Genomic DNA, 20,753 nt, shown 5'->3' with positions numbered 1-20,753 from the left:
CCGGTCCCGGAAAGGGGCCGGTGTGGGGGACGGAACCGAGTGAGTGCTCCACGTTAGGTCTGCCTAATCGATGCTTGCAAGTTCAACTTTTGGCCATGCTTGTGCGTGTGCTGTGGGTTCCGGATCCCCCTCGTGGCCTTGTCCCGCTTGGTCCGCGGCCGTCCGCAGAACCGCCCGCGCCACCGCGTCGGCGTCCGACAGCGTGACCGAGTCCACACCGGGCCTGACCCCGGCGGCGGTCACCCAGTGCACACCTTCCGTAGGCACTCCGATCGCGAACCGCCTTGCGTGCACGCGTCCCTGACGGTCGATCAGACAGTAGGGGCGCTGTGTTACGTCCAGCCCTCCGGTTTCGTAACCGTCCACCGTGTGCGGGCGGCACTGGCCCGTCTTCAGGAGCCGGGCGAGGAGTTCGTCGGCCGTCCGCCTGAGGTCCGGCTCGGGCAGCCGTGCCTCGACGAGCGTCGTCGCCGTCACGGTCGAGCCGGGTACGTCGGGGGAGTGCGCCACCCAGGCCCCGCCCTCGGCCCGCACCTCCAGCCGCGGGCCCAGCACCTCCAGGACGCCCGCCTCGATCAGCGCGGTCATCTCCTCGATACGGCGCCGGGGCGGGCCGATCGAGAGGAACGCGTTGAGCGGGGTGTACCAGCGGTCCAGGTGCTCCCGGCGCGAGGCTCCCCCGAGCCCTCCGTGGTCGACGATCTGCCGCAACTCGTTGCGCAGGTCGCGCAGTACGTCGAGAGCCGCCTTGAGGGGACCGTCGACGTTGCCGAGCGCGGCCTGCGCGGCGTCCTCGCGGAGATGGCCGAGGAGCCACTCCCGGAAGTCGCCGGGACCGGCGAAGACCCGGCCGCCGTACGGCCGTGAAATCCGGTCCCAGGACCAGCGGTCGGCCTCCGCGATCCCGAACTCGGCCAGGACCGGCGCCTCTTGGGGATCACGATGGGGGACGGCGAGGAAGCGCTCACGGAAGCCGCATATCGGGGTGGTGCGAGGTCCCAACAGCCCCTCGTAATAGACGGTTTCGACCTCCTTCGCCACCAACGGCCATATCTCCGTGAGGAAGTCCGGCGCGTCGCCCGAGTCCGCGCGCTTGCGGAAGCGGGAGATGACCTCCGGGGTGAGGACGAGCGGCACGTGACGCCCGTACGGGCCCTTCGCGTTGTCGCCGCGCGCCTGGTACGGGATACCGCGGCGGGAGCCGGCCCGCAGGTGCGGCTCCCGGCCCGAGGGGAGGTAGCGCAGGCCGGCCGGGGTGCGCTCGAAGCGGCCGCCGCGGGCCGTCGTCAACAGCGCCATGTGGTCGAAGAAGTTGAGGCCGAGACCGCGCAGAAGGACGGTCTCGCCGGGAGCGACGGAGGAGAGGTCGAGGTCCGCCGGGTTGGCGGGCGGGACATGACGCAGGCCGTGCTGGTCGGCGTACGCGGCCAGGCGCTGCTGTGCCCGGTCGGCCACGGCCGGCAGATGGCCCTGGGCCAGGACCACGGCGGACAGGTCCGGGATGGTGCGGCCGTTGTCGAGTACGAGGATCTGGTGGCCGTCGGCCGTCTCGTCGAGGCGGGTCGCGCGCGCCCGGTGCGTCAGGACCCGCAGCGCGGGCGGTGCCCCGCGGACCACCTCGCCGAAGACCCACTCCAGGTACTGCCCGTACTGGGCGCGCGTCGGATAGTCGTCCGGGCCCAGCTCGCCGTCGGCCCAGGTGTGCAGGCTCGGGCCGGGGCGTATCGGGCCCGAGCAGTCCACGCTGTCGTCGGTGAAGAGGGTGACCTGCGAGGCGACGGTGTTCATCAGCAGCTCGGCCGGCTGGGCGGTGCGCCAGACCCGGCCGGGGCCCGGCGGTGACGGATCGACGACATGGACCGTCAGACGGGTGCCGGGAGCGAGGAGCTCGGGCGCGGAGGCGCAGAGGCGTTCCAGGACGCTGGTACCGCGGGGGCCCGCGCCGACGAGCGCGACGGACGCGGCCCGACCTCTCCCGGAGTTCGCGGTCTCCGTCGGTGCCGTGGTCTCCGTCGGTTCCGTGGTCCGTGCCGCGTCCGTCGGCTCCGCGGTCGCTGCAGACAAAAGTGTGACTCCCGGACAGGTGGGGCGCTGGGGCGCGGGGCAGAGCACACCGTCCGCCGGAAGCGGACGGTCCGCATCATCATGCCGTCGCGTGCCACGGGAGCCGAGCCCTGGAACGGATCAACCGGGCCGGTTGTGGGATGCGTCACGAGCACCACGGGCAACAAGCGTGTGCATCACGGGCAACGCGGCAGCACTGGGGCAACGAGGGCAACGAGGGCATCGTGTGCAATAAACGTATGCAATGTGTCCGTGTGCTAGCTGAGTTCGGATTCGACGATCGTTCGCAGCCGGGCCGCGCCGCCCCGTTCCTGGCGCGCCTGGTCGAGCCGCAGACGGGCCGAACGGCCGCGCAGGGTCAGTGTCATGAGCTGGTTGCCGAACCAGGGACCGCCCGTTTTCCGCCAGTCGACGGGTGGACGCCCGAGTCTGCCGTGCCGGGCGAAGCGGCGGCCGATCGCGCGGCCGACGCCGCTCCAGCCGAAACGGAAGCCGATCCTTATCGAGAGCGGGATGGAGTTGTGGACGGGGGAGCAGGTCAGCTGGAGCACCCGGGCGTCGGGTCCCGGGCCCTCCCGCCAGACCGGCTCGGCGATGTACGCGTGGTGCACGTCCCCGGACAGCACGCACACCGTCGCCGGGGCCTGCGGTCCCGAGCCGGCCTCGGCGATCAGCTCCGCCAGCGCGTCGAACGACGTCGGGAACGCCGCCCAGTGCTCCAGGTCCGCCGCCCGCCGCAGGTTCTCCCCGAACCGGGCCCAGCGCTCGCCCCGCTCGCCCCGGCACAGCGCGGCGTTCCAGCCCTCCGCGTCGTGCACGAGGTTGGGGAGCAGCCAGGGCAGGGAGGTGCCGATGAGGAGATGGTCGTACGAGCCCGGCTCCTCCAGCACCTGCTCGCGCAGCCATGCCTCCTGGGCCGGGTCGAGCATCGAGCGGTTCTTCTCGTCGAGGACGCGGGCCGCGCGGGAGTCGACCATCAGGAGCCGGGTACGGCCGAAGTCGCGGCGGTAGCTCCAGCGGACCGAGGCCGGGTCCGTGTCGGCCCGGGCGGCGAAGGTGCGCAGGGCGTCCGTGCCGTCGGGGGTGGCGCGGACCGCTTCGTACAGGGGGTCCTCGGCGAGGGTCTCGGGCGGGAGGTTGCCGAGGTGCTGGTGGACCCAGTACGACATCAGGCCGCTCAGGATCCGCTCGCGCCACCAGGGCGTGGCCCGCATGTCGGCGACCCAGGCCTCGCTGGTGTTCCAGTCGTCGATGACGTCGTGGTCGTCGAAGATCATGCAGCTGGGCACGGTGGAGAGCAGCCAGCGGATCTCGGGGTCGAGCCACGATTCGTAGTAGAGGTGCGTGTACTCCTCGTAGTCCGCGACCTCGGCGCCCGGCGGTTCGTTCAGCCCGCGGCGGGCCTCCAGCCAGCGGCGGGTGGCCTTGGAGACCTCGTCCGCGTACACCTGGTCGCCCAGCAGCAGCAGGACGTCCGGGCGTTCGCTCTCCGGGTCCGCGGCGATACGGGCCGCGAGGGTGTCCAGGGCGTCCGGGCCTCCCGGGTCCTCCTCGCCCGCGGCCGGGGCGGCCCAGCGGCAGGAGCCGAAGGAGACCCGTACGGTCTCGTGGTCGTCCACCGGGGTGTGGATGACCGAGGGCGGGAAGCGGGAGTCGGGGAGCGGCCAGACCTGTGCCCCATCGAGCAGCACCTCGTACGTGGATGTCGTGCCCGGGGTCAGTCCGGTGACCGGGATCAGGGCGTAGTGATGGCCCGCGATCTGGAACGTACGGGTCTTGCCGCCCGCCCCGTCCGGGCAGCGCACCTCGGCGGTGCACGGGCGGCTCGCCTCGACCCAGATGGTCGCGGCCGAGCCGTCGACGTACCTCAGCAGTGGACCCAGGCGCAGTCCCGCCACGCGATCACTCTCCTCCGTCGCCCCGTACGGTACGGAACGACGGAGGTGAGCGGGGAGGTTCCGTGCATGGTGCAGTTGATCAGGGGCCGATCGGCCGCACATCAGTTGTCCGTCAGCTGGCCATCTGCCGCCTTTTGCTGCCGGTCGGCCGTCGGTCCGCTGTGGATCAGTTGGTGATCAGCAGCCGCTGAGGACCGAGCTGAGCTTGCTCTTCTCCGCCGAGTCGACGGAGAGGTCGTAGTAGTACTTCACCTGGACCCAGGCGCGTACGTAGGTGCAGGCGTAGGCCGTGCGCGACGGCATCCACTCGGCCGGGTCCTGGTCGCTCTTCGACTGGTTCACGTTGTCCGTGACGGCGATGAGCTGCGGGCGGGTGAGGTCGTTGGCGAACGCCTGGCGGGTGGACGCGGACCAGCTGTCGGCGCCGGAGTCCCAGGCCTCGGCCAGCGGGACGAGGTGGTCGATGTCGAGGTCGGAGGCGGCGGTCCAGGTCGCGCCGTCGTAGACGGAGTACCAGCTGCCGCTGGTGGCCGCGCAGGCGGAGCTGGTGACGACGTTCGTGCCGTCGCGCTTCAGGACCGTCTCACGGGTGTTGCAGGTGCCGCTGATGGTGATCCAGTGGTTGAACAGGTCGCGGTCGTAGCCGGTGCGGTCCTCGGTCGCCACGGTGAGCGAGGCGAGGTAGGTGCGGGCGGTGGCGGCGCTGACCGGGGTGGGCAGCGCGGCGGAGGCGGTCGGGCCGTTGAAAAGCCCGACCATGGCTATCAATCCGGCGAAGGCGGCCACTAGACTCAGCCGTCGACGCGCGTAGATCTTCGGCATGCGAACTCCCTTGGGGTGGGGGGAAGTTGACCTGCGAGCGACTGAATGCTCGCGGTGGCCGGTTTCCGGGAGATGTGCGTCAGGTGAGAAGTTAATGACGTGTTCATGACACAACAAGAGGCTGGGCGGGACTTTCGGGATTTCGTCGGCCGCCCTGTTGTGGGTTCGTGTGGAATGGGGTCTCTGGGGTGGTAGCGGGATCGGGTCTTCGTTTTGTACCGTGGGGGAACAAAGTGGCTCCCGTCCGCACTCCCTGACCGGCGGGCGGGGCCGCCTTGTCCCCCCGGGGGTCAGGGAACGGCCCCGCTCGGGACCCCTCTTCCACGCTTTGGAGCATGCCGATGACGGCGTCAACCGTGCTGACCGCCCGTGCCCTGCTGCTGGACATGGACGGCACCCTCGTCAACTCGGACGCCGTCGTCGAGCGCGTGTGGCGCCGCTGGGCCGACCGGCACGGGCTCGACGGGGACGAGGTCATGAAGGTCGTCCACGGGCGGCAGGGGTACGCGTCGATGGCCGTGCTGCTGCCCAGCCGGCCCATGGAGCAGAACTACGCCGACAACGCGCGGATGCTCGCCGAGGAGACGGCGGACATGGACGGGGTTGTCGCGATTCCGGGGGCCGCGGAGTTTCTTGCCTCGTTGCGGGGGGTGGTGGCGCATGCGCTCGTCACGTCCGCGGATGTTGCGCTGTCCACCGCGCGGATGGGGGCGGCGGGGCTTTCGCTGCCGGAGGTTCGGGTCACGGCGGAGTCCGTGGGGGCGAGCAAGCCGGATCCTGAGGGGTTTTTGAAGGGGGCGGCGGAGTTGGGGGTCGCGCCTGAGGAGTGTGTGGTGTTCGAGGACTCGGGGGCGGGGATCTCGGCGGGGCGCTCCGCGGGGATGCGGGTTGTCGGGGTTGGGCCCCGGGCTGGGTTTCATCGGCCGGATGTTGTGGTGCGGGATCTTCGACAGGTGGCTGTTGAGGGGTTGGGGGGTGGGGTGGTTCGGCTGCGGGTGGGGTGACCCGGGGGTCGGTTTGCGGGTGCTGGGGGTTCTGCGGGGTGCGTGCTGCGTGCTGCGGGCTGTCGGGTGCGGGTTGTGTTGGGCTTGTCGCGCAGTTCCCCGCGCCCCTGGGATGGGGTGGGCTGGGGTTTGGTGTTGGGTGCGGCTGAGTGGGGGCTGGTCGCGCAGTTCCCCGCGCCCCTGAAAGCCCGGGGTTCGGCTGTTTGAAGGGGCAGGTCCGGTTGCCGTTGGAAGCCTGGGGTCCGGCCGGTTGAAAGGGGGGGCCTCCGGTGCGTTCGCTAGCCGGAGCCGGAGCCGGAGCCGGAGCCGGAGCCGGAGCCGGAGCCTTTGAGGCCGGAGGCTCGGTGCCTTCAAGGCCCAGGGGTTCGACCCCTTCGCCGCCCGGAGCCCGGAGCCTTCGAGCCCGGAGCCTCGGTAGCTTCAAGGTCCAGGGGGTTCGAACCCCTCGCTGCCTGGAGACCGGCGCCCGGAGCGCCATGAGCCGAGTCCGGCATCCGGTGTCTTTGAGGTTCAGGGGTCGGTGTCCTCAAGGCCCGATGCTCGGCGTCTTCCAGGCGCCGGGGGCCGCGTCATCGAGGCCCAGGGTTCGGCCCCTTCGCTGCCCGGAGCCCGGCGCCCAGAGCCGCTGCCCGGTGTCCTCAGCTTGGCGTTCGGTGTCTTCGAAGGGCACAGGGGTTGGGTCCTTCGAGGTCAGGGCTTGGCTTGGGGCTCTATGGTTCTGTCGTTTCTGATTCCAGGCGGGTGCGGGTTTCTTTGTCGTATGTGCCTGTGTCCTCGTTGTTGATGTTTCGGGTCAGTTGGTAGTTGCGGACGGCGTTTTCGGTTTTGTTGTCGTAGTCGCCGTCGGGGGTGCCCGTGAAGAGGGCGACCTGCTGGAGGCGTTGCTGGAGTTCGGTCACCTCGGGGCCCTCGTCGCCGCGGCGCAGGGTCACGGGCTCGGCCTTCTCCGGTGGGGTGGAGGGCGGGCTGGTCGTGGGGGTGGGGGCGCCCGTCGACGGGGCGCGGGTCGTGGCGGTCGGGCGCGGCGGCGCCGGCGAGGTCGTCGAGCGCGTCGGTGACGGTGTCGCGCTCGCGCTGCTCGACTCCGACGGTGAGGGCGACGGCGACCCCGTGGGCGACTCGGAGACCGACGGCGACGGCTCCTCCAGGGGCGTGTCCGGCACGCTCGCCCGTATGTCGTCCGGGGCCGCACTCTCCCGCGACGGCGCGTCGTACGAGAACAGTCCGCTCGCGAACCCCGCCGCCGCGACCACCGCCGCCGTGGCACCGGCCCCGACGAGTGCGAAGCGGCGGCGTCGGCCCGTGCTCTCCGTGGGGTCCTCGGCCCGGTCCAGCTGACGAGCCTCCTCGAAGAGGCTCGTGTTGGGAGCGGGGGGATGAGGGAGCGCCGTCGCGCGGGGCAGCTGGGCGGTGGCGGTCGCGTCGGCCGGCTGCGCTTCGGGCTCCGCCCTCGTGGGTGGCGGCTCGGATGGGGTGCCGTACCTGTGGTCCTGCCCGTACCCGTGCTCGTCGTCCGTGCCGTCAGGCGCAGGAACACCCGCCGGCGTCGACCCCGCCGTCGTCGGGTCCAGGTCCACGTACGGGCGGATGCGCAGGGGGTCGAAGTCCTCTGCGGCGGCGGCCTCTGCTGAGCGGGTCTCCAGGAGGGCGTCCGCCGCCCGGCGGGCGCAGTCGCACGTGGGGGAGCCCCCCGACTCCCAGGGCGCCCCGCATTCCGGGCATATGTGACCGTTCCGGTCGTTCACGTGTGGGTTCCTCCCCGTACGAACTCCAGCGATTATGCAGACACCCTCCACACAATCTCCCGGTTACCCCCGGAATCCCGGACTCCGTAGCGGATTCAACAGGCCATAACCGGTCACACCGACCAGGATGGAAGAGGAAACGGGACTCTCGTGGCCGGGAGGTCTTCATGGCCGAGGATGCGCACGGTGCGAACGACACGAACGGCATGGACACACCGAAGGCGGCCCACCCCACCCGGGACCATTCGCACGGTGCCACCGCCGGTCAGGAGCACCCGAAGGGCGGCGTCCTCGTCTCGATCGGGGCCCTGCTGCTCGGACTGCTGCTCGCCGCGCTCGACCAGACGATCGTGTCGACCGCGCTGCCGACCATCGTCAGCGACCTGGGCGGCCTCGACCACCTGTCGTGGGTCGTCACCGCGTATCTCCTCGCCTCCACGGCCGCCACCCCGCTCTGGGGCAAGCTCGGTGACCAGTACGGACGCAAGAAGCTGTTCCAGACCGCGATCGTGATCTTCCTGATCGGCTCCGCGCTGTGCGGCATGGCGCAGAACATGCCCCAGCTGATCGCCTTCCGCGCCCTCCAGGGCCTCGGCGGCGGCGGACTCATCGTGCTGTCGATGGCGATCGTCGGCGACATCGTCTCGCCCCGCGAACGGGGCAAGTACCAGGGCCTGTTCGGCGCGGTCTTCGGAGCCAGCAGTGTCCTTGGTCCGCTGCTCGGCGGGCTGTTCACCCAACACCTCAGCTGGCGCTGGGTCTTCTACATCAACCTCCCCATCGGGATCGTCGCGCTCGCCGTCATCGCGACCGTCCTGCGCATCCCGGTCCGCGCCCAGAAGCACACGATCGACTACCTCGGTACGTTCCTGATCGCGGCTGTCGCCACCTGTCTGGTCCTCGTCGCCTCGCTCGGCGGCAACACCTGGGGCTGGGGCTCGCCGCAGATTATCGGCCTCGCGGTGCTGGGTGCCGTCCTCGCCGTGGCGTTCGTGGCCGTCGAACAGCGCGCCGCCGAACCCGTACTGCCCCTGAAGCTGTTCCGGATCCGCACCTTCACCCTTGCCGCCGTGATCAGCTTCATCGTCGGCTTCGCGATGTTCGGCGCGATGACGTACCTCCCGACGTTCCTCCAGGTCGTCCACGGCATCTCGCCCACCATGTCGGGTGTGCACATGCTGCCGATGGTGGCCGGACTGCTCGTCTCCTCGACCGTCTCTGGGCAGATCGTCAGCCGCACGGGCCGCTGGAAGGTGTTCCCCATCGCCGGTACGGGCGTCACCGCGATCGGTCTGCTGCTCCTGCACCAGCTCGACGAGAACAGCTCCGCGGCCGAGATGAGCTCGTACCTCCTCGTGTTCGGCCTGGGGCTCGGCCTGGTCATGCAGGTCCTCGTGCTGATCGTGCAGAACTCCGTCTCGTACGAGGATCTCGGCGTCGCCACCTCCGGCGCCACCTTCTTCCGCTCCATCGGCGCCTCGTTCGGTGTCGCGATCTTCGGCACGGTCTTCGCAAGTCGGCTGGCCAGCGAACTGACCGCCGCGCTCCGGGGGCAGGACCTCCCGCCGAGCCTCGGCACGGACGCGCTGAAGTCCGACCCGAAGATCATCGCCGACCTCCCGGCCGCACTCCGGCCACCCGTCGTCGAGGCGTACTCCACCTCCATCACGGACGTCTTCCTGTACGCGGCCCCGGTCGCCCTCCTCGGCTTCGCGCTCGCCTGGTTCCTGCGCGAGGACCGGCTGCGGGCCTCGGTGACGGCACCGGACGCCACCCAGACGCTGGCCAGCAACCCGGTGGAGCGCTCCTCGTACGACGAGGTGTGCCGCGCGCTGTCCGTGCTCGGCACCCGCGAAGGGCGGCGCGAGATCTACAAGAAGATCACCGCCCGCGCCGGGTACGACCTGCTGCCCGCCGCGAGCTGGCTCCTGCTGCGGATCAGGCGCTACGGCTGGGCCGAGCCGGCCGTCCTCGCCGAGCGCAGCGCGGTGCCCCTGCACGTCGTCATCGCGGCCGCCCGCCAGGTCGAGGAGAGGCATCTCGCCGTACGGGAGGGCCTCGACCTCGTCCTGACCGACCAGGGCAGCGAGGCCGCCGAGAAGCTGGCAAAGGCCCGTGAGGAGTCCCTCGCCGAGCTCCTGGGCGACTGGTGGGGCCCGGACCGCCCCACCGACCTGGTCCGGCTGGTCGAGGAGCTGAACGCCGAGATGTGCGGCTCCAACGAGGAACGCCCACACAACGGAACCGTGCCGAAGCCGACCGGCCGGGTGTGGCTCACCAAGTGAACCCGGGACGGCGGCCCGGCGGATGACGGGCGGGATGTGATGACGGGCGAGACGCGATGACGCGCGAGCCGTTCAGGCGGTGAGGAGGCTCTTGGCGAACCAGTGCTCGGCGTACACGTCGTCGTTGTACGCCTCGGTCTCCGCGTAGCCGTGCCGGGCGTACAACGCCCGCGCCTCCACCAGGTCGCCCCGGGTGTCGAGGACCAGCCGCCCGGCCCCGAGCGCCCGGGCCGCCTCCTCGGCCGCCCCCAGAAGAACGGCACCGCCGCCCCTGCCCCGCAGATCCGCGCGTACGAAGACACGCTTGAGCTCGCCCGTCGCCGCGTCGCGGAGCCGTACGCCCGCCATGCCCGCCGCCTCGCCGTCGTGCCGTGCGACGACCAGCACTCCATCCGGCGGGGCGAATTCGGCCCCGGTGTCGGCGGCGATCTCGCGTTCCAGCTCGGCGGGGTCGGTGTCGTGCCCGCGGTGCAGCCGGTACCAGCGGTCGCTGACCTCCGTGTAGTACGCCCGCCAGAGGGCGACCGCGGTCGGCGAGTCGAACGGCTCGGGGGCCACGGTCCAGGGCGCCGGCGTACCGGGCGTACGTGTCGTCATGGCGGGCATTGTCACGAGATCCCGTACGCCGTCCGCAAGCGAATTACCGCCCCCCGGCTGTCCCGGTGGCCCGCTTGCCGCCGGCTCACCCGGTGGTCCGCTTCAGGGCCCGCAGGTGGATGTGGGTGACCTCCGGGGAGTCGACTACCGCGGCCTTCTCCCACTCGATGTGGTCCGTGCCCAGGTTGTCGAAGAGCCGGGTGCCGGCGCAGGTGAGGACCGGGACGACGTGGAGGAGGAGTTCGTCGAGGAGACCGGCGCGGATGAACTGCTGGACCAGGTTCGCGCCGCCCGCCAGGGAGACGCCCTTCTCGCCCGCCGCCTCCCGGGCCAGGGCGAGGGCGTGCTCGGGGCCCTCGGTGACGAAGTGGTAGCTCGTGCCGCCTTCCTTCACCACGGTCTCGCGGGGGTGGTGGGTGACGACGTACACGGGCATGTGGAACGGCGGCTCCTCGCCCCAGGGCACCTCGCCGCTGATGAACATGCCGTGGCCCATGACCACCGCGCCCGACCGGGCGACCCACTCGGCGACGACGTCGTTGTCCCGGCCCTCCGTTCCGCCCTTCTGCCCCTGCATCTCGCGGAACGCGCGCAGTCCGTACACCCAGTTGTGAATACGTTCGCCGCCGATGCCGAGCGGGTGCTCGGCTCCCGAGTCGGGGCCGGTGATGTATCCGTCGAGCGATATGCCGATCCGTGCGACGACCTTGCTCACGATGTTCTCCTCGGTATCAGGAGGCGCCCCTGTGCCGCCCCTCACTCGTGCTCTCACCCATGCGTCGAACGGGGGACGCCGCGATCGACACGCTGCCGCACGGATGTCGTGAGCGCAGTTTGGGGAGCGTCGTGCGGGCAACCCGGCTGGGGAAGCGGCCCTATGGGCCCAGAACCCGGAAGGCATTCCATGTCCACAGGCGTGATCATCCTTCTGATCGTGGTCGCGGTGGCTGTTGTGGCCGCCGTGGTCGCCCGGTCCGTCGTGGCCCGCGGGGCGGGCGGCGGGCGAGGCCTGAAGCGGCGCTTCGGGCCCGAGTACGACCGGGCCGTCGCGCGGCACGACGGCGACTCCAAGGCCGCCGAGCACGAACTCGAAGAGCGGGTGAAGCGGCACGGATCGCTGCGCGAGCAGCCGCTGGAGCCCGGGGCGCGGGAGCGGTATCTGGTCCGCTGGACCGCCGTGCAGGAGCAGTTCGTCGACTCGCCGCGTGACGCCGTCGTCGAGGCGGACCGGCTCATCGCCGAGGTGGCCGGCGCCCGTGGGTTCCCGGACGGCAGCCGTCACGACGAGCAGCTCGACGCGCTCTCCGTGCACCACGCGCACCACGTCCACGGCTACCGGCGCGTCCACCGGGCCGCGCACGCGCCCACGGCCGGCTCCGGCACGGGCCAGGCGGCGGCCGGTACGGAGGAACTGCGCGAGGCGTTGGTGGAGGCCCGCGCACTCTTCCAGGACCTGACGGCCCCGGCCCGCGGAGAGGAAAAGGCGCTGTCCCGTGGGAAGAGCGCCCCCCGCGAGAAGACCGACGAGGCCCCCGAGACCACCCGAACCGACACCGACACCGACAGTTCCCGCGGCCGCACACACGCCCCGTGGGCCCTCAACAGGCGCCATGTGAAGGGGAGTTGAGAGCCATGCCGGACGACAACAAAACAACCGGACCCCCGCCCCCACCAGAACGACGCAACGACAGGCGGACACCCACCACCGACCCGGCATCTGCCACCGATTCGGCATCTCCCGACCGGGAGACACCTCCGGACCGGCCGACGTCTGCCGACCGGCGGACGTCTGCCGACCGGCCGACGTCCGCCGACCCGACCGGGGCGCCTGACCGGGCGGAGGGCGCCAGTCGGGCCGAGATACCCGGCAAGGCTGGGGCCGCCGACCGGACCGGGATACTTGGCCGGGCTGGGTCTGCCGACCGGGCTGGGGCAGCCGACCGTGCGGAGGGTGCCGGGCGTGCCGAGGCACCCGACCGGAGTGGGGCGCCTGACCCGACCGGGGCACCTGGCCGGGATGAGGCTGCCGACCGGACCGGAGCACCCGGCCGGGCTGGGGCAGCCGACCGGACCGGGGTGCTTCCCCGGGCTGGGGCTGCTGACCGGGCCGAGGGCGTCAGGCGGGTCGAGGCACCCGGCCGGAGTGGGGCGCCTGACCTGACCGGGGCATCCGGCCGGGATGAGGCTGTCGACCGGACCGGGGCACCTGACCGGGCCGAGGCGGCCGACCGGGCGGAGGGTGCCAGTCGGGCCGAGACATCCGGCAGGGCTGGGGCTGCCGACCAGACCGGGATACTTGGCCGGGCCGGGCGGCCCGCCACCCCCGGCGGGGTCCCCGCTCCCGATGCCGGCTCAGGCACACCCGCCCCGTCAGGGGCGCGGGGAACTGCGCGCTCAGCCCAGGCGGACCGGCACATGACCACGACGGGAAGTTCCACGGCTCCCGAAGGCACACCTGTCCCTGGCACTCACGGCAAGGCAACCCCTGAAACCGCCAGCGGCACCCGCACCGGCGGACGCCTGATGTCCCCCGACGCCGGCGACAAGTGGACCCTCCAGCTGCAACACGCGGTGGCCGGCTTCATAGACGGCCCCCGCGGCTCGGTCGAAGAGGCCGACAAGGTCCTCCAAGAGGTCGCGGCACGGTTCACCGACGCCGTCACCGAGCGCCGCCGCACACTCCGTACGTCCTGGCAGACCACCGGCGAGGACAAGGCCGACACCGAACAACTCCGCCTGGCCCTACGGGACTACCGGGAACTGGCGGAACGGCTCCTGCGGCTCTGAACCCACAGGGCCCAGCGAACCCCCGTACCCCCGCGAACTCCCGCACACCACAAGCACCTTGAGGCATCTTGCGCAGCGAGGCCCTGCCCCGGGCCATGTGTCGGGGCAGGGCCTCACCCGTGCCCCGAAAGGGCGGCGCGGTCTCGACGAGGACGAGGGCGAGGACGCTGCGGCCTCAGCCGGCGCGCCGCTCGTGCCACTCGCGGACGATCTCCTCGACGTCGTACGGCTTGAGGCCAAGCGGCGGGCCAGGCGGCGGCTTGAACATCATTTCGCGGATCTTCTTGTTGATCTCCGTGACGATCCGCCGTACCGCCTGCTCCGACGGGGCCTTGGCGACCGCCTCAAGGGCGTCCTCGGCCTCCTTGCGGAGGGCCAGCGTCGGCGGCAGTACGGTCAGGCCCTCGCGGATCATCTTCTGCTTGATCCACCACAGTTCGTCGTACGACGTCTCGGGACCGCTCGTCAGCGGCTTGCCCATGCCGGGGAGGTCGGCGAACTCCCCACGGGCCTCCGCATCGCGGATCTGCTTGTCGACCCAGGACTCGAAGCTGACACCAGGAGGCTTGCGCTCGGTCATGAGTCCATTGTGCCGGACGGTGCGCGAACCGTGCCGGAACGGTATGGGGCTGCACCGGACGGTCCGGGGCCGGGCGAATTATCATTCGGCGGCGACACCTCGCCGGGGCGTCAACCGCGTCCTGGCGCGGGACAATTGGAACGCGGGAACGCGCGGGAACGAAGGAGCACACGTGCTCGAACTCACCATGGCCACGGTGTCCGGTACGGAAGCCGGCGCGACGGCCGGTATGCAGATGGCCGACGCGCCGAGCGAGCCGGGTGCCGTGCTGCGGGTGGGGCGGGACCGGGGCGTGTGCCGCCTCGCGACGCCCGACGACTGGCTGTTCGTCTCGCGGGTGCACCTGGAGTTCCTGTGCGGGCCCGAGGGCAGCTGGCAGGTGACCTGGCTGCGGGGCTCGCACGACGACCCCTCGTCCGAGGTGCGGCTCACCCTGGTCGGCGGGGCCGCCCCGCAGATCCTGCCGTACGGCGGGACGGCCAAACTGCCCCTCGGCGGTTCCGGCGAACTGATCGTCTACGACCGCACCGGGCCCCGCAGCGTCAACGTGGGCTTCTACCACGAGGTCTGACCCCCGAGGGGCGAGAGTCCGTAGCCCCCGTGAACGGCCAGGGAGGGGCTACGGCAGTACGCGTGCCAGCGCGAACCCGTCGTACCCCTTCGAGCCCACCGTCTGGATCGCCGTGGCGGTCAGTTTCGGGTGTGTGGCGAACAGGTCGAGGGCCTCGCGGGTGCCCTGCACGCTCGGGTCGTCGCTGGTGGCGTCGGTGACGGCGCCGCCGCGGACGACGTTGTCGAGGATGATCAGGCTGCCGGGGCGGGTGAGCTTCACGGCCCACTCCACATAGCGGGGGTTGTTGACCTTGTCCGCGTCGATGAAGACCAGGTCGAAGGGGGCCGGGTTCCCGTCGCCCTCGTCGGCCAGCTTCGTCAGGGAGTCGAGCGCCGGGCCCACCCGGACCTCGGTGATCTTGTCCAGGCCGGCCCGGGCGAGGTTGCGGCGGGCCACCTCGGCGTGTCGTTCGCTGTACTCCAGCGTGATCAGCCGGCCGTCCTGCGGGAGGGCGCGGGCCAGCCAGATGGTGCTGTAGCCGCCGAGTGTGCCGATCTCCAGGATGCGCGTCGCGCCCTGGATCACGGCGAGGAGATGCAGCAGCTTGCCCTGCGGCGGGGCGACGTTGATGTGGGGCAGTCCGGCGGTGTCGCTGTCGCGCAGCGCGTCGGTCAGGGCGTCGTCCGGCGGGGCGAGGAGGCCGGTGAAGTAGTCGTCCACGTCGTGCCAGAGCTGCGGCTCGGTCATACGGGTATGCCTTTCGTCTGTCTAGTTAGGTGCGCTAAGTAGTTCCGTCGCTGAATATAGCCGGTTACTGGCAGGTTGGGTGGTTGTATTCCTCTCACGGCGCTCGCGGCGGCTTGTGAGGGAGCCACATCGGCCGCTCTACACCTCCATCCGGACAAAAGGCTGAAGGACGTCAGGTGAAGAGGGGGTTGCCTGCGTCTCACGGCGGGGGGAGTGCGAGCCTCTTAGGATTCGAACAGGAAACAGACGCACCCAGACCCATGGGACACCGGGGACGAACGGGGCGGGAGGGCCGACGGCGCGTGGCGAATGTTGAGCACGGTGGGCGACCAGGGGATGCCTTCGGGGCGGCGGCGCCCGGAGCGGCGAAGGCACGGCTGGGACTGGTCCGCGCGGGCCTCTGGCTGATCGCCGCCGTCCTGGCGGTACGGCAGGTCGCCGTCGTCCTGAGCACGCCGAGAGGGGAACGGCTGACGGACCTGGAGACCTGGGTCGGACCCAACGGCGTACTCCATGTGAACGGGTCGCTGTACGACTCGACCCAGTTCACGGGCACACCGTTCGCCGGGCTCGTCCTCAAACCCCTCACCCGTTCGGCCGAACAGGCCCTCGGCTGGGGCTGGACCTTCGGCACGCTGCTGCTGGTCGCCGCCCTCGGCCTGGTCGCCGCGCGCGCCCTGCCGCAGCCCGTGAGCCGCCGTACGGCCCTGCTCGCCGCGCCCGTCGCCATCAGCCTGCTGATGCTGTCGCTGCCCGTGCGCAACACGCTGTACCTCGGCCAGACCAGCATCATTCCCGTGCTGCTCGTGCTCCTCGGCTGCTTCGCCGTGCGCGGGGAACGGGCGAGCGGGGTGCTGATCGGGCTCGCGGCGGCCCTCCAGCCGACCGTGCTCCTCTTCGCGCCGCTCCTGTGGTTCACCGGCCGCCGCCGGGCCGCCGCCTCCACCGGGATCACCTTCGCCGCGGGCACCGCGCTCGCGTGGGCGGCGATGCCGCACGACTCGTACACGTACTGGGTGCACCACCTGGCCGGAGTCGGGCTCGGGCGGCCCGCCGACGATCTCGCCAACCAGTCGCTGCACGGCGCGTTGCTGCGGCTCGGCCTCGAAGGCCCGCTGGAGATCGGGCTGTTCCTGACGCTGGGCGCGGCCGTCGCCGTGCTGGGCCTGCGCCGCGCCGTGCGGTACGCCCGCGACGGGCAGTTGCTGCTCGCGGTCGCGATCACCGGCTGTGTCGCCGTCGCCGTGTCGCCCACCACCTGGCAGCACCAGCTGCTGTGGGTGCTGCTGGCGCTGGTCGGCCGGGTCGGCAGGAAGGCCGGCGACCGGTACGTATGGCCCGTGGCCGTCATCCTGGTGATGACGCTCCCGGCGAAGATGATGCTGCCGAACATGGCGGCCCTCTACCCGCTGCGTGACAACGTCGTCCTGCTCGCCGCTCTCGCGGCGGCCACCGTGGTTCCGTTTCTGTCCCGTACGTCGGAGTACTACCGCTCGCCCGTCCCCACCGAGTACGCGCAGCCGGTGCCCACGCGCTGGAAGCACGTACCCCTGCTGCCGTTCCTGCGCCGGGTCCTCACCAGACCGAACCTGCTGCTCGAACTGCTCCTGATCCGCGTCGGCTACTCCGCGTACCAGCAGGTCAGGCTCGCGGCGACCGGCGGCACCAACACGGGGGGCCGGACCACCGCCGAGGAGCACGGCGAACAGATCCACGCGATCGAGAAGTTCCTGCACATCGACGTCGAGCGCTGGGTCAACCACGCGGTGGTGGACGTCCCTTGGCTGCAGAGCTTCTTCGACTTCTACTACACGTCGTTCCACTTCGTGGTGCCGCTGAGCGTCCTCGGCATCCTCTACGTCCGCCGCCCCGCCGAGTACCGCTGGGCCCGCGCAGCGCTCGGCTTCGCCACACTGTTCGCGCTCGTCGGCTTCTGGCTCTACCCGCTGGCCCCGCCGCGGCTGATGCCCGGCCTCGGCTTCATCGACACCGTGCACGGCGTGCAGGACTTCTCCCAGCCGGACTACGGGACGCTGACCGCCCTCACCAACCAGTACGCGGCGATGCCTTCGCTGCACTTCGGCTGGTCGCTGTGGTGCGGGCTCGTCATCGCGATCCTCGCCCCGAAATGGTGGATGAAGGCACTCGGCCTGCTGCACCCGCTGTTCACGGTCTCCGCGATCGTGGCGACCGCCAACCACTGGGTCCTGGACGCGGCGGGCGGCGCGGCCGTCGTCGGCGCGGGCTTCGCGCTGACCTACCTCCTCCAGGGACCGCGTCCGCGCCAACTCGCGAAACCGGCGGCGGAGTCGGAAGCGGACGTCAGCATCGCGGAGCCGGTCCCGGCGAAGGGCCGTACCCCGAGCTGATCCGGTACTCGCCCGGCTCGGTCACCGTCAGACGCGTGAACTCGCCCGCCTTCTCCAGGCAGCCGCCCTCGGCGTACAGCCAGGGCGAGAAGGCGACGCGCACGGTCACCGAGCCGGCCCGCGGGACGTGCACGAGGACCTGGGCGCTGTCGGCCCGCACGACGGTGGCGGGCTTCGACACCAGCGGCACCGCCCCGCGCACGCGGTAGACCCGCCAGTTCACGTCCCGCCACACCGGCTCCAGCCATTCGGTGCCCCGCGCGACCAGGCGCGCCTCGTCCTCCGCGAAGCCGTCCGGCTTCCCCGAGGGCAGCACGACGAAGCCGACCGCCCACCGGTCCAGCCAGGCGCGGTACGTCGTCTCCGAGAACGTCCCGTCGTAGAAGAGCCGGCCCCGCTCCATGTCCAGCTGCCGGTTCCAGCCGCGCGCCAGGTTCACATGCGGGGCGAGCGCGGTGGCCTCGCGGTGGTTGCGGGCCGGGACCACCTCGACGCGCGTACGGTCGGCGCCGAGCCGGTCCAGCGCCTCCACGACGCTGGTGGTGTCGTGGGCCCAGGCCGGTACCACCGTCGACACCTGCAGATCGTCGACCGTCTTCTTGCCCACCCAGCCGACGGAGAAGACCAGCGCCATGGCGAGAGCCACCCGTCTCTGCCTGCTGCGCCCGCGGGGTACCCCGGCCGGTGCCGAGGTGGCCGGCACCGCGAGCAGCGCGGCCAGCAGGGCGGCCGGCGCGAAGAGTTCCGCGAGCCGCTCCACGTTCGTGCCGACCGGCGAGGGGATCAGATACGTGAGGACCGTCCCGGCCGCGTACACGACAGCTCCCCAGCGCAGCACCCGCCAGCCGCGCGGCGCGAGCGTCAGCACGACGAGGCCGATCACGACGGGCGGCCAGATCCGGGCCGCGGGCATCAACTGCTCGCCCGTGAACGGGAACAGCAGGGTCGTCGTGCCCACCACCACGACCGGCGGGACGATCAGCGTGGCGGCCCGCACCCGGTCCCGTACGAGGGCGTGGCCGGCGCCCGCCACGACCAGGAACAGCCCGGCCACCGGGCTCGCCATGGCCGCCAGCGCCGCGTACGCCACCGCGAGCGGCAGCCGCCGTTCCCGGGTCAGCAGCACACAGGCCGCCAGCCCGAGCGCGACACCGAGGGCGAAGGTGGTCCGCCCCGACGCGACGTTGCACCACAGCGCCAGCGAGGCGAGCAGTGCCGGGCCGAGCGGCCGGCGGATCCCCGTACGGACGATGAGGACCGAGGCCAGCCAGGCGGCGAGGAGCCCGGCCGCGACGGTGACCGTCCGCACGCCGAAGGCGGCCATCAGATAGGGCGAGATCAGGCTGTAGTTGGCGGTGTGCATCCCGCCGTACCAGAACAGGCTGTACGCCGAACCGCCGTGCCGGGACGCGAAGTCCGCCCAGGCCTCCTGTGCCGCGAGATCACCGCCGCCGGTGGCGAGGAACAGCCACCACACCACGTACAGCGGCAGGGTCGGCAGGGTGGCGAGGACCGGAACGCGGTACCGCCTCCAAACCGGGCGGAAGTCCCGCTTCCGGGAGGTGGCCGCGTCCTCCGGCCGGACGAGTGACAGTTCGGCTGGGACCACGGCTCGGCTTTTCCGTTCGAAGTCTTCGAAGGTGTCAGTTGGCTGTGCCATCCGTGAAGACGCGTAACGGACCGGAAACGTTCACTCTTTTTCGGGCGCGGGGCAACCCGGTGGAACCCTGTTGGCCCCGGGGGAGGCAGGGGCGGGGCGTAGGGGGGATGCCCCTGCCTCCCGCGTAGCGGGTCACCGGCGGGTCAACCGGCGCTGACCTGCAGTTCCTTGACGCCGTTGATCCAGGCCGAGCGCAGTCGGCGCGGGTCGCCCGCCAGTTGGAGGCCGGGCATCGCGTCGGCGATCGCGTTGAAGATCAGGTCGATCTCCAGGGTGGCCAGCGACTTGCCGAGGCAGAAGTGCGGGCCGCCGCCCCCGAAGCCGAGGTGCGGGTTCGGGTCGCGGGTGATGTCGAAGACCTCCGGCGAGTCGAAGACCTCCGGGTCGTTGTTGGCGGAGGAGTAGAAGATGCCTACGCGGTCGCCCTTCCTGATCTGCTTGCCGCCCAGCTCGGTGTCCTGGGTCGCCGTGCGCTGGAAGGAGACGACGGGTGTCGCCCAGCGGACGATCTCCTCGGCGGCGGTCGCCGGGCGCTCCCGCTTGTAGAGGTCCCACTGGTCGGCGTGGGTGAGGAAGGCGTGCATGCCGTGGGTGATGGCGTTACGGGTCGTCTCGTTGCCCGCGACGGCCAGCATCAGTACGAAGAAGCCGAACTCGTCCGAGCCGAGGTTGCCCTCGTCCTCGGCGGCGACCAGCGTGGTGACGATGTCCTTGGCCGGGCACTGCTTGCGGTCGGCGGACATGTTCATCGCGTAGGCGAGGATCTCGGTGGCCGACTCCTGGCCGACCTCCTCGGTGATGGCGTACTCCGGGTCGTCGTACGCGATCATCTTGTTGGACCAGTCGAAGATCTTGGCGCGGTCCTCCTGCGGGATGCCGATCAGCTCGGCTATCGCCTGGAGGGGCAGTTCGCAGGCGACCTCGGTCACGAAGTCGAAGGAACCGCCGGGGCCCGCGTTCGCCAGCGCGGTCTCCACGATCCGGCCCGCGCGGCCGCGCAGGTTCTCCTCCAGCGCGCGGATGGCCCGCGGGGTGAAGCCGCGCTGGACGATCTGGCGGACCCGGGTGTGCTCGGGCGGGTCCATGTTCAGCAGGATCAGCCGCTGCGCGTCGATCGCGTCGCGCTGCATGTGCTCGTTGAAGCGGATGATCGCGGTGTTGAGGGTGGAGGAGAACAACTCCGGGTGCGTGGACACGTACTTGACGTCGGCGTGCCGGGTGACGGCCCAGTAGCCCTCGTCGCCGAAACCGGCGAGATTGGGCGGCTGGGGGATCCAGCGGACCGGTTCGGTCCGGCGCAGCTCGGCGAACTCCGGGAAGGGCACGCGGTGGTGCAGCACGTCGGGGTCGGTGAAATCGAACCCGTCGGGCAGCGCTGGACAGGTCATCGGCAACTCCAGGTCGTGCGACGGTCGGGTTCTGGCAGTCGGCGTTCCGTCACGTTCTGACGGTCCATCAGGTACCGGGAATTGCCGTGAAGGTAGTAACGGGTTCTACAAGTGGCAAGAGGCGCGACGACTCGAATTGCGTGCGGAAGTCGTGCAGATCGCGACTTCGGGAGCTGCACGACCCTTGCGGTGACGGACGCCGGGTCAGCAGACTGCAGGCAGAACTAGAACGCGTACTAGTTCAGCGTGGCGGG

General features: G+C 71.1%; 16 protein-coding genes. 6 read left to right on the top strand and 10 right to left on the bottom strand.

Going from position 1 to position 20,753, the window contains the following annotated elements; all coding sequences use genetic code 11:
- Window positions 1-63: 63 nt before the first annotated feature.
- From ACFWXQ_RS27925 to ACFWXQ_RS27915, 3 genes are all read right to left on the bottom strand, one after another.
- Entirely contained in the window at window positions 64-1,917 is a 1,854-nt protein-coding gene (locus ACFWXQ_RS27925; protein ID WP_383936409.1) for an FAD/NAD(P)-binding protein, read from the bottom strand.
- A gap of 404 nt (window positions 1,918-2,321) precedes the next feature.
- The gene (locus ACFWXQ_RS27920) at window positions 2,322-3,962 is read right to left on the bottom strand and encodes an alkaline phosphatase D family protein (protein ID WP_383936308.1); all 1,641 of its coding nucleotides are present in this window, start codon (window positions 3,960-3,962) and stop codon (window positions 2,322-2,324) included.
- 177 nt (window positions 3,963-4,139) lie between these two features.
- Entirely contained in the window at window positions 4,140-4,784 is a 645-nt protein-coding gene (locus ACFWXQ_RS27915; protein ID WP_189838102.1) for an HNH endonuclease family protein, read from the bottom strand.
- 335 nt (window positions 4,785-5,119) lie between these two features.
- On the opposite strand from ACFWXQ_RS27915, the gene ACFWXQ_RS27910 reads away from it, so the two are divergent.
- Window positions 5,120-5,788 carry an HAD family hydrolase gene (locus ACFWXQ_RS27910; RefSeq protein ID WP_383936310.1) on the top strand — a complete coding sequence of 223 codons (669 nt, stop codon included), beginning with the start codon at window positions 5,120-5,122 and terminating at the stop codon, window positions 5,786-5,788.
- Window positions 5,789-6,498: 710 nt separating this feature from the next.
- Here the strand turns inward: ACFWXQ_RS27910 and ACFWXQ_RS27905 are convergent.
- Entirely contained in the window at window positions 6,499-7,533 is a 1,035-nt protein-coding gene (locus ACFWXQ_RS27905; protein WP_383936312.1) for a peptidoglycan-binding protein, read from the bottom strand.
- A gap of 167 nt (window positions 7,534-7,700) precedes the next feature.
- Between ACFWXQ_RS27905 and ACFWXQ_RS27900 the strand changes: the two genes are divergently transcribed.
- Window positions 7,701-9,818 carry a DHA2 family efflux MFS transporter permease subunit gene (locus ACFWXQ_RS27900; RefSeq protein ID WP_383936314.1) on the top strand — a complete coding sequence of 706 codons (2,118 nt, stop codon included), beginning with the start codon at window positions 7,701-7,703 and terminating at the stop codon, window positions 9,816-9,818.
- A gap of 72 nt (window positions 9,819-9,890) precedes the next feature.
- Here ACFWXQ_RS27900 and ACFWXQ_RS27895 read toward each other — a convergent pair whose 3' ends face one another.
- Together ACFWXQ_RS27895 and ACFWXQ_RS27890 are read right to left on the bottom strand one after the other, a co-directional pair.
- A complete protein-coding gene (locus ACFWXQ_RS27895; protein WP_383936316.1) occupies window positions 9,891-10,415 on the bottom strand; it encodes a GNAT family N-acetyltransferase in 525 nt (174 codons plus the stop codon).
- An 85-nt stretch (window positions 10,416-10,500) separates the two neighbouring features.
- A complete protein-coding gene (locus ACFWXQ_RS27890; RefSeq protein WP_383936318.1) occupies window positions 10,501-11,130 on the bottom strand; it encodes a dihydrofolate reductase family protein in 630 nt (209 codons plus the stop codon).
- 189 nt (window positions 11,131-11,319) lie between these two features.
- On the opposite strand from ACFWXQ_RS27890, the gene ACFWXQ_RS27885 reads away from it, so the two are divergent.
- Together ACFWXQ_RS27885 and ACFWXQ_RS27880 are read left to right on the top strand one after the other, a co-directional pair.
- A complete protein-coding gene (locus tag ACFWXQ_RS27885; RefSeq protein ID WP_383936320.1) occupies window positions 11,320-12,042 on the top strand; it encodes a hypothetical protein in 723 nt (240 codons plus the stop codon).
- Between the two features lie 896 nt (window positions 12,043-12,938).
- A complete protein-coding gene (locus ACFWXQ_RS27880; protein WP_383936322.1) occupies window positions 12,939-13,202 on the top strand; it encodes a hypothetical protein in 264 nt (87 codons plus the stop codon).
- A gap of 175 nt (window positions 13,203-13,377) precedes the next feature.
- On the opposite strand, the gene ACFWXQ_RS27875 is transcribed toward ACFWXQ_RS27880, so the two are convergent.
- Window positions 13,378-13,782: a DUF1992 domain-containing protein gene (locus ACFWXQ_RS27875; RefSeq protein ID WP_383936324.1), complete on the bottom strand. Its 405-nt coding sequence runs from the start codon at window positions 13,780-13,782 to the stop codon at window positions 13,378-13,380.
- 172 nt (window positions 13,783-13,954) lie between these two features.
- Here ACFWXQ_RS27875 and ACFWXQ_RS27870 point away from each other — a divergent pair, with 172 nt between their 5' ends.
- Window positions 13,955-14,353 (top strand): hypothetical protein, encoded by a 399-nt coding sequence (locus ACFWXQ_RS27870; RefSeq protein WP_383936326.1) that lies wholly within the window; start codon window positions 13,955-13,957, stop codon window positions 14,351-14,353.
- Window positions 14,354-14,401: 48 nt separating this feature from the next.
- Here ACFWXQ_RS27870 and ACFWXQ_RS27865 read toward each other — a convergent pair whose 3' ends face one another.
- The gene (locus tag ACFWXQ_RS27865; protein WP_383936328.1) at window positions 14,402-15,082 is read right to left on the bottom strand and encodes an O-methyltransferase; all 681 of its coding nucleotides are present in this window, start codon (window positions 15,080-15,082) and stop codon (window positions 14,402-14,404) included.
- A gap of 302 nt (window positions 15,083-15,384) precedes the next feature.
- On the opposite strand from ACFWXQ_RS27865, the gene ACFWXQ_RS27860 reads away from it, so the two are divergent.
- Window positions 15,385-17,451, top strand: coding sequence for a bifunctional glycosyltransferase 87/phosphatase PAP2 family protein (locus tag ACFWXQ_RS27860; RefSeq protein WP_383936330.1), 2,067 nt, complete (start codon window positions 15,385-15,387; stop codon window positions 17,449-17,451).
- Here ACFWXQ_RS27860 and ACFWXQ_RS27855 read toward each other — a convergent pair.
- Window positions 17,405-19,060 carry a hypothetical protein gene (locus ACFWXQ_RS27855; RefSeq protein WP_383936332.1) on the bottom strand — a complete coding sequence of 552 codons (1,656 nt, stop codon included), beginning with the start codon at window positions 19,058-19,060 and terminating at the stop codon, window positions 17,405-17,407. The two genes, ACFWXQ_RS27860 and ACFWXQ_RS27855, sit on opposite strands and share 47 nt — an antisense overlap.
- A gap of 194 nt (window positions 19,061-19,254) precedes the next feature.
- On the bottom strand, window positions 19,255-20,499 hold the full coding sequence (locus ACFWXQ_RS27850) for a cytochrome P450 (protein ID WP_383936334.1): 1,245 nt from the start codon (window positions 20,497-20,499) through the stop codon (window positions 19,255-19,257).
- Window positions 20,500-20,753: the final 254 nt, after the last annotated feature.

The organism is Streptomyces sp. NPDC058697 (assembly GCF_042715345.1).
Classification (GTDB): Bacteria; Actinomycetota; Actinomycetes; order Streptomycetales; family Streptomycetaceae; genus Streptomyces; species Streptomyces liliifuscus.
Note: the sequence above shows the minus strand (reverse complement) of the source record. Positions and strands in the feature narration are given on the sequence as shown.

Excerpts from the sequence above, each read along its gene's own strand:
- ACFWXQ_RS27915 (WP_189838102.1), bottom strand. The coding sequence starts at position 4,784 with ATGCCGAAGATCTACGCGCGTCGACGGCTGAGTCTAGTGGCCGCCTTC.
- ACFWXQ_RS27910 (WP_383936310.1), top strand. The coding sequence starts at position 5,120 with ATGCCGATGACGGCGTCAACCGTGCTGACCGCCCGTGCCCTGCTGCTG.
- ACFWXQ_RS27900 (WP_383936314.1), top strand. The coding sequence starts at position 7,701 with ATGGCCGAGGATGCGCACGGTGCGAACGACACGAACGGCATGGACACA.
- ACFWXQ_RS27895 (WP_383936316.1), bottom strand. The coding sequence starts at position 10,415 with ATGACGACACGTACGCCCGGTACGCCGGCGCCCTGGACCGTGGCCCCC.
- ACFWXQ_RS27885 (WP_383936320.1), top strand. The coding sequence starts at position 11,320 with ATGTCCACAGGCGTGATCATCCTTCTGATCGTGGTCGCGGTGGCTGTT.
- ACFWXQ_RS27880 (WP_383936322.1), top strand. The coding sequence starts at position 12,939 with ATGTCCCCCGACGCCGGCGACAAGTGGACCCTCCAGCTGCAACACGCG.
- ACFWXQ_RS27875 (WP_383936324.1), bottom strand. The coding sequence starts at position 13,782 with ATGACCGAGCGCAAGCCTCCTGGTGTCAGCTTCGAGTCCTGGGTCGAC.
- ACFWXQ_RS27865 (WP_383936328.1), bottom strand. The coding sequence starts at position 15,082 with ATGACCGAGCCGCAGCTCTGGCACGACGTGGACGACTACTTCACCGGC.
- ACFWXQ_RS27850 (WP_383936334.1), bottom strand. The coding sequence starts at position 20,499 with ATGACCTGTCCAGCGCTGCCCGACGGGTTCGATTTCACCGACCCCGAC.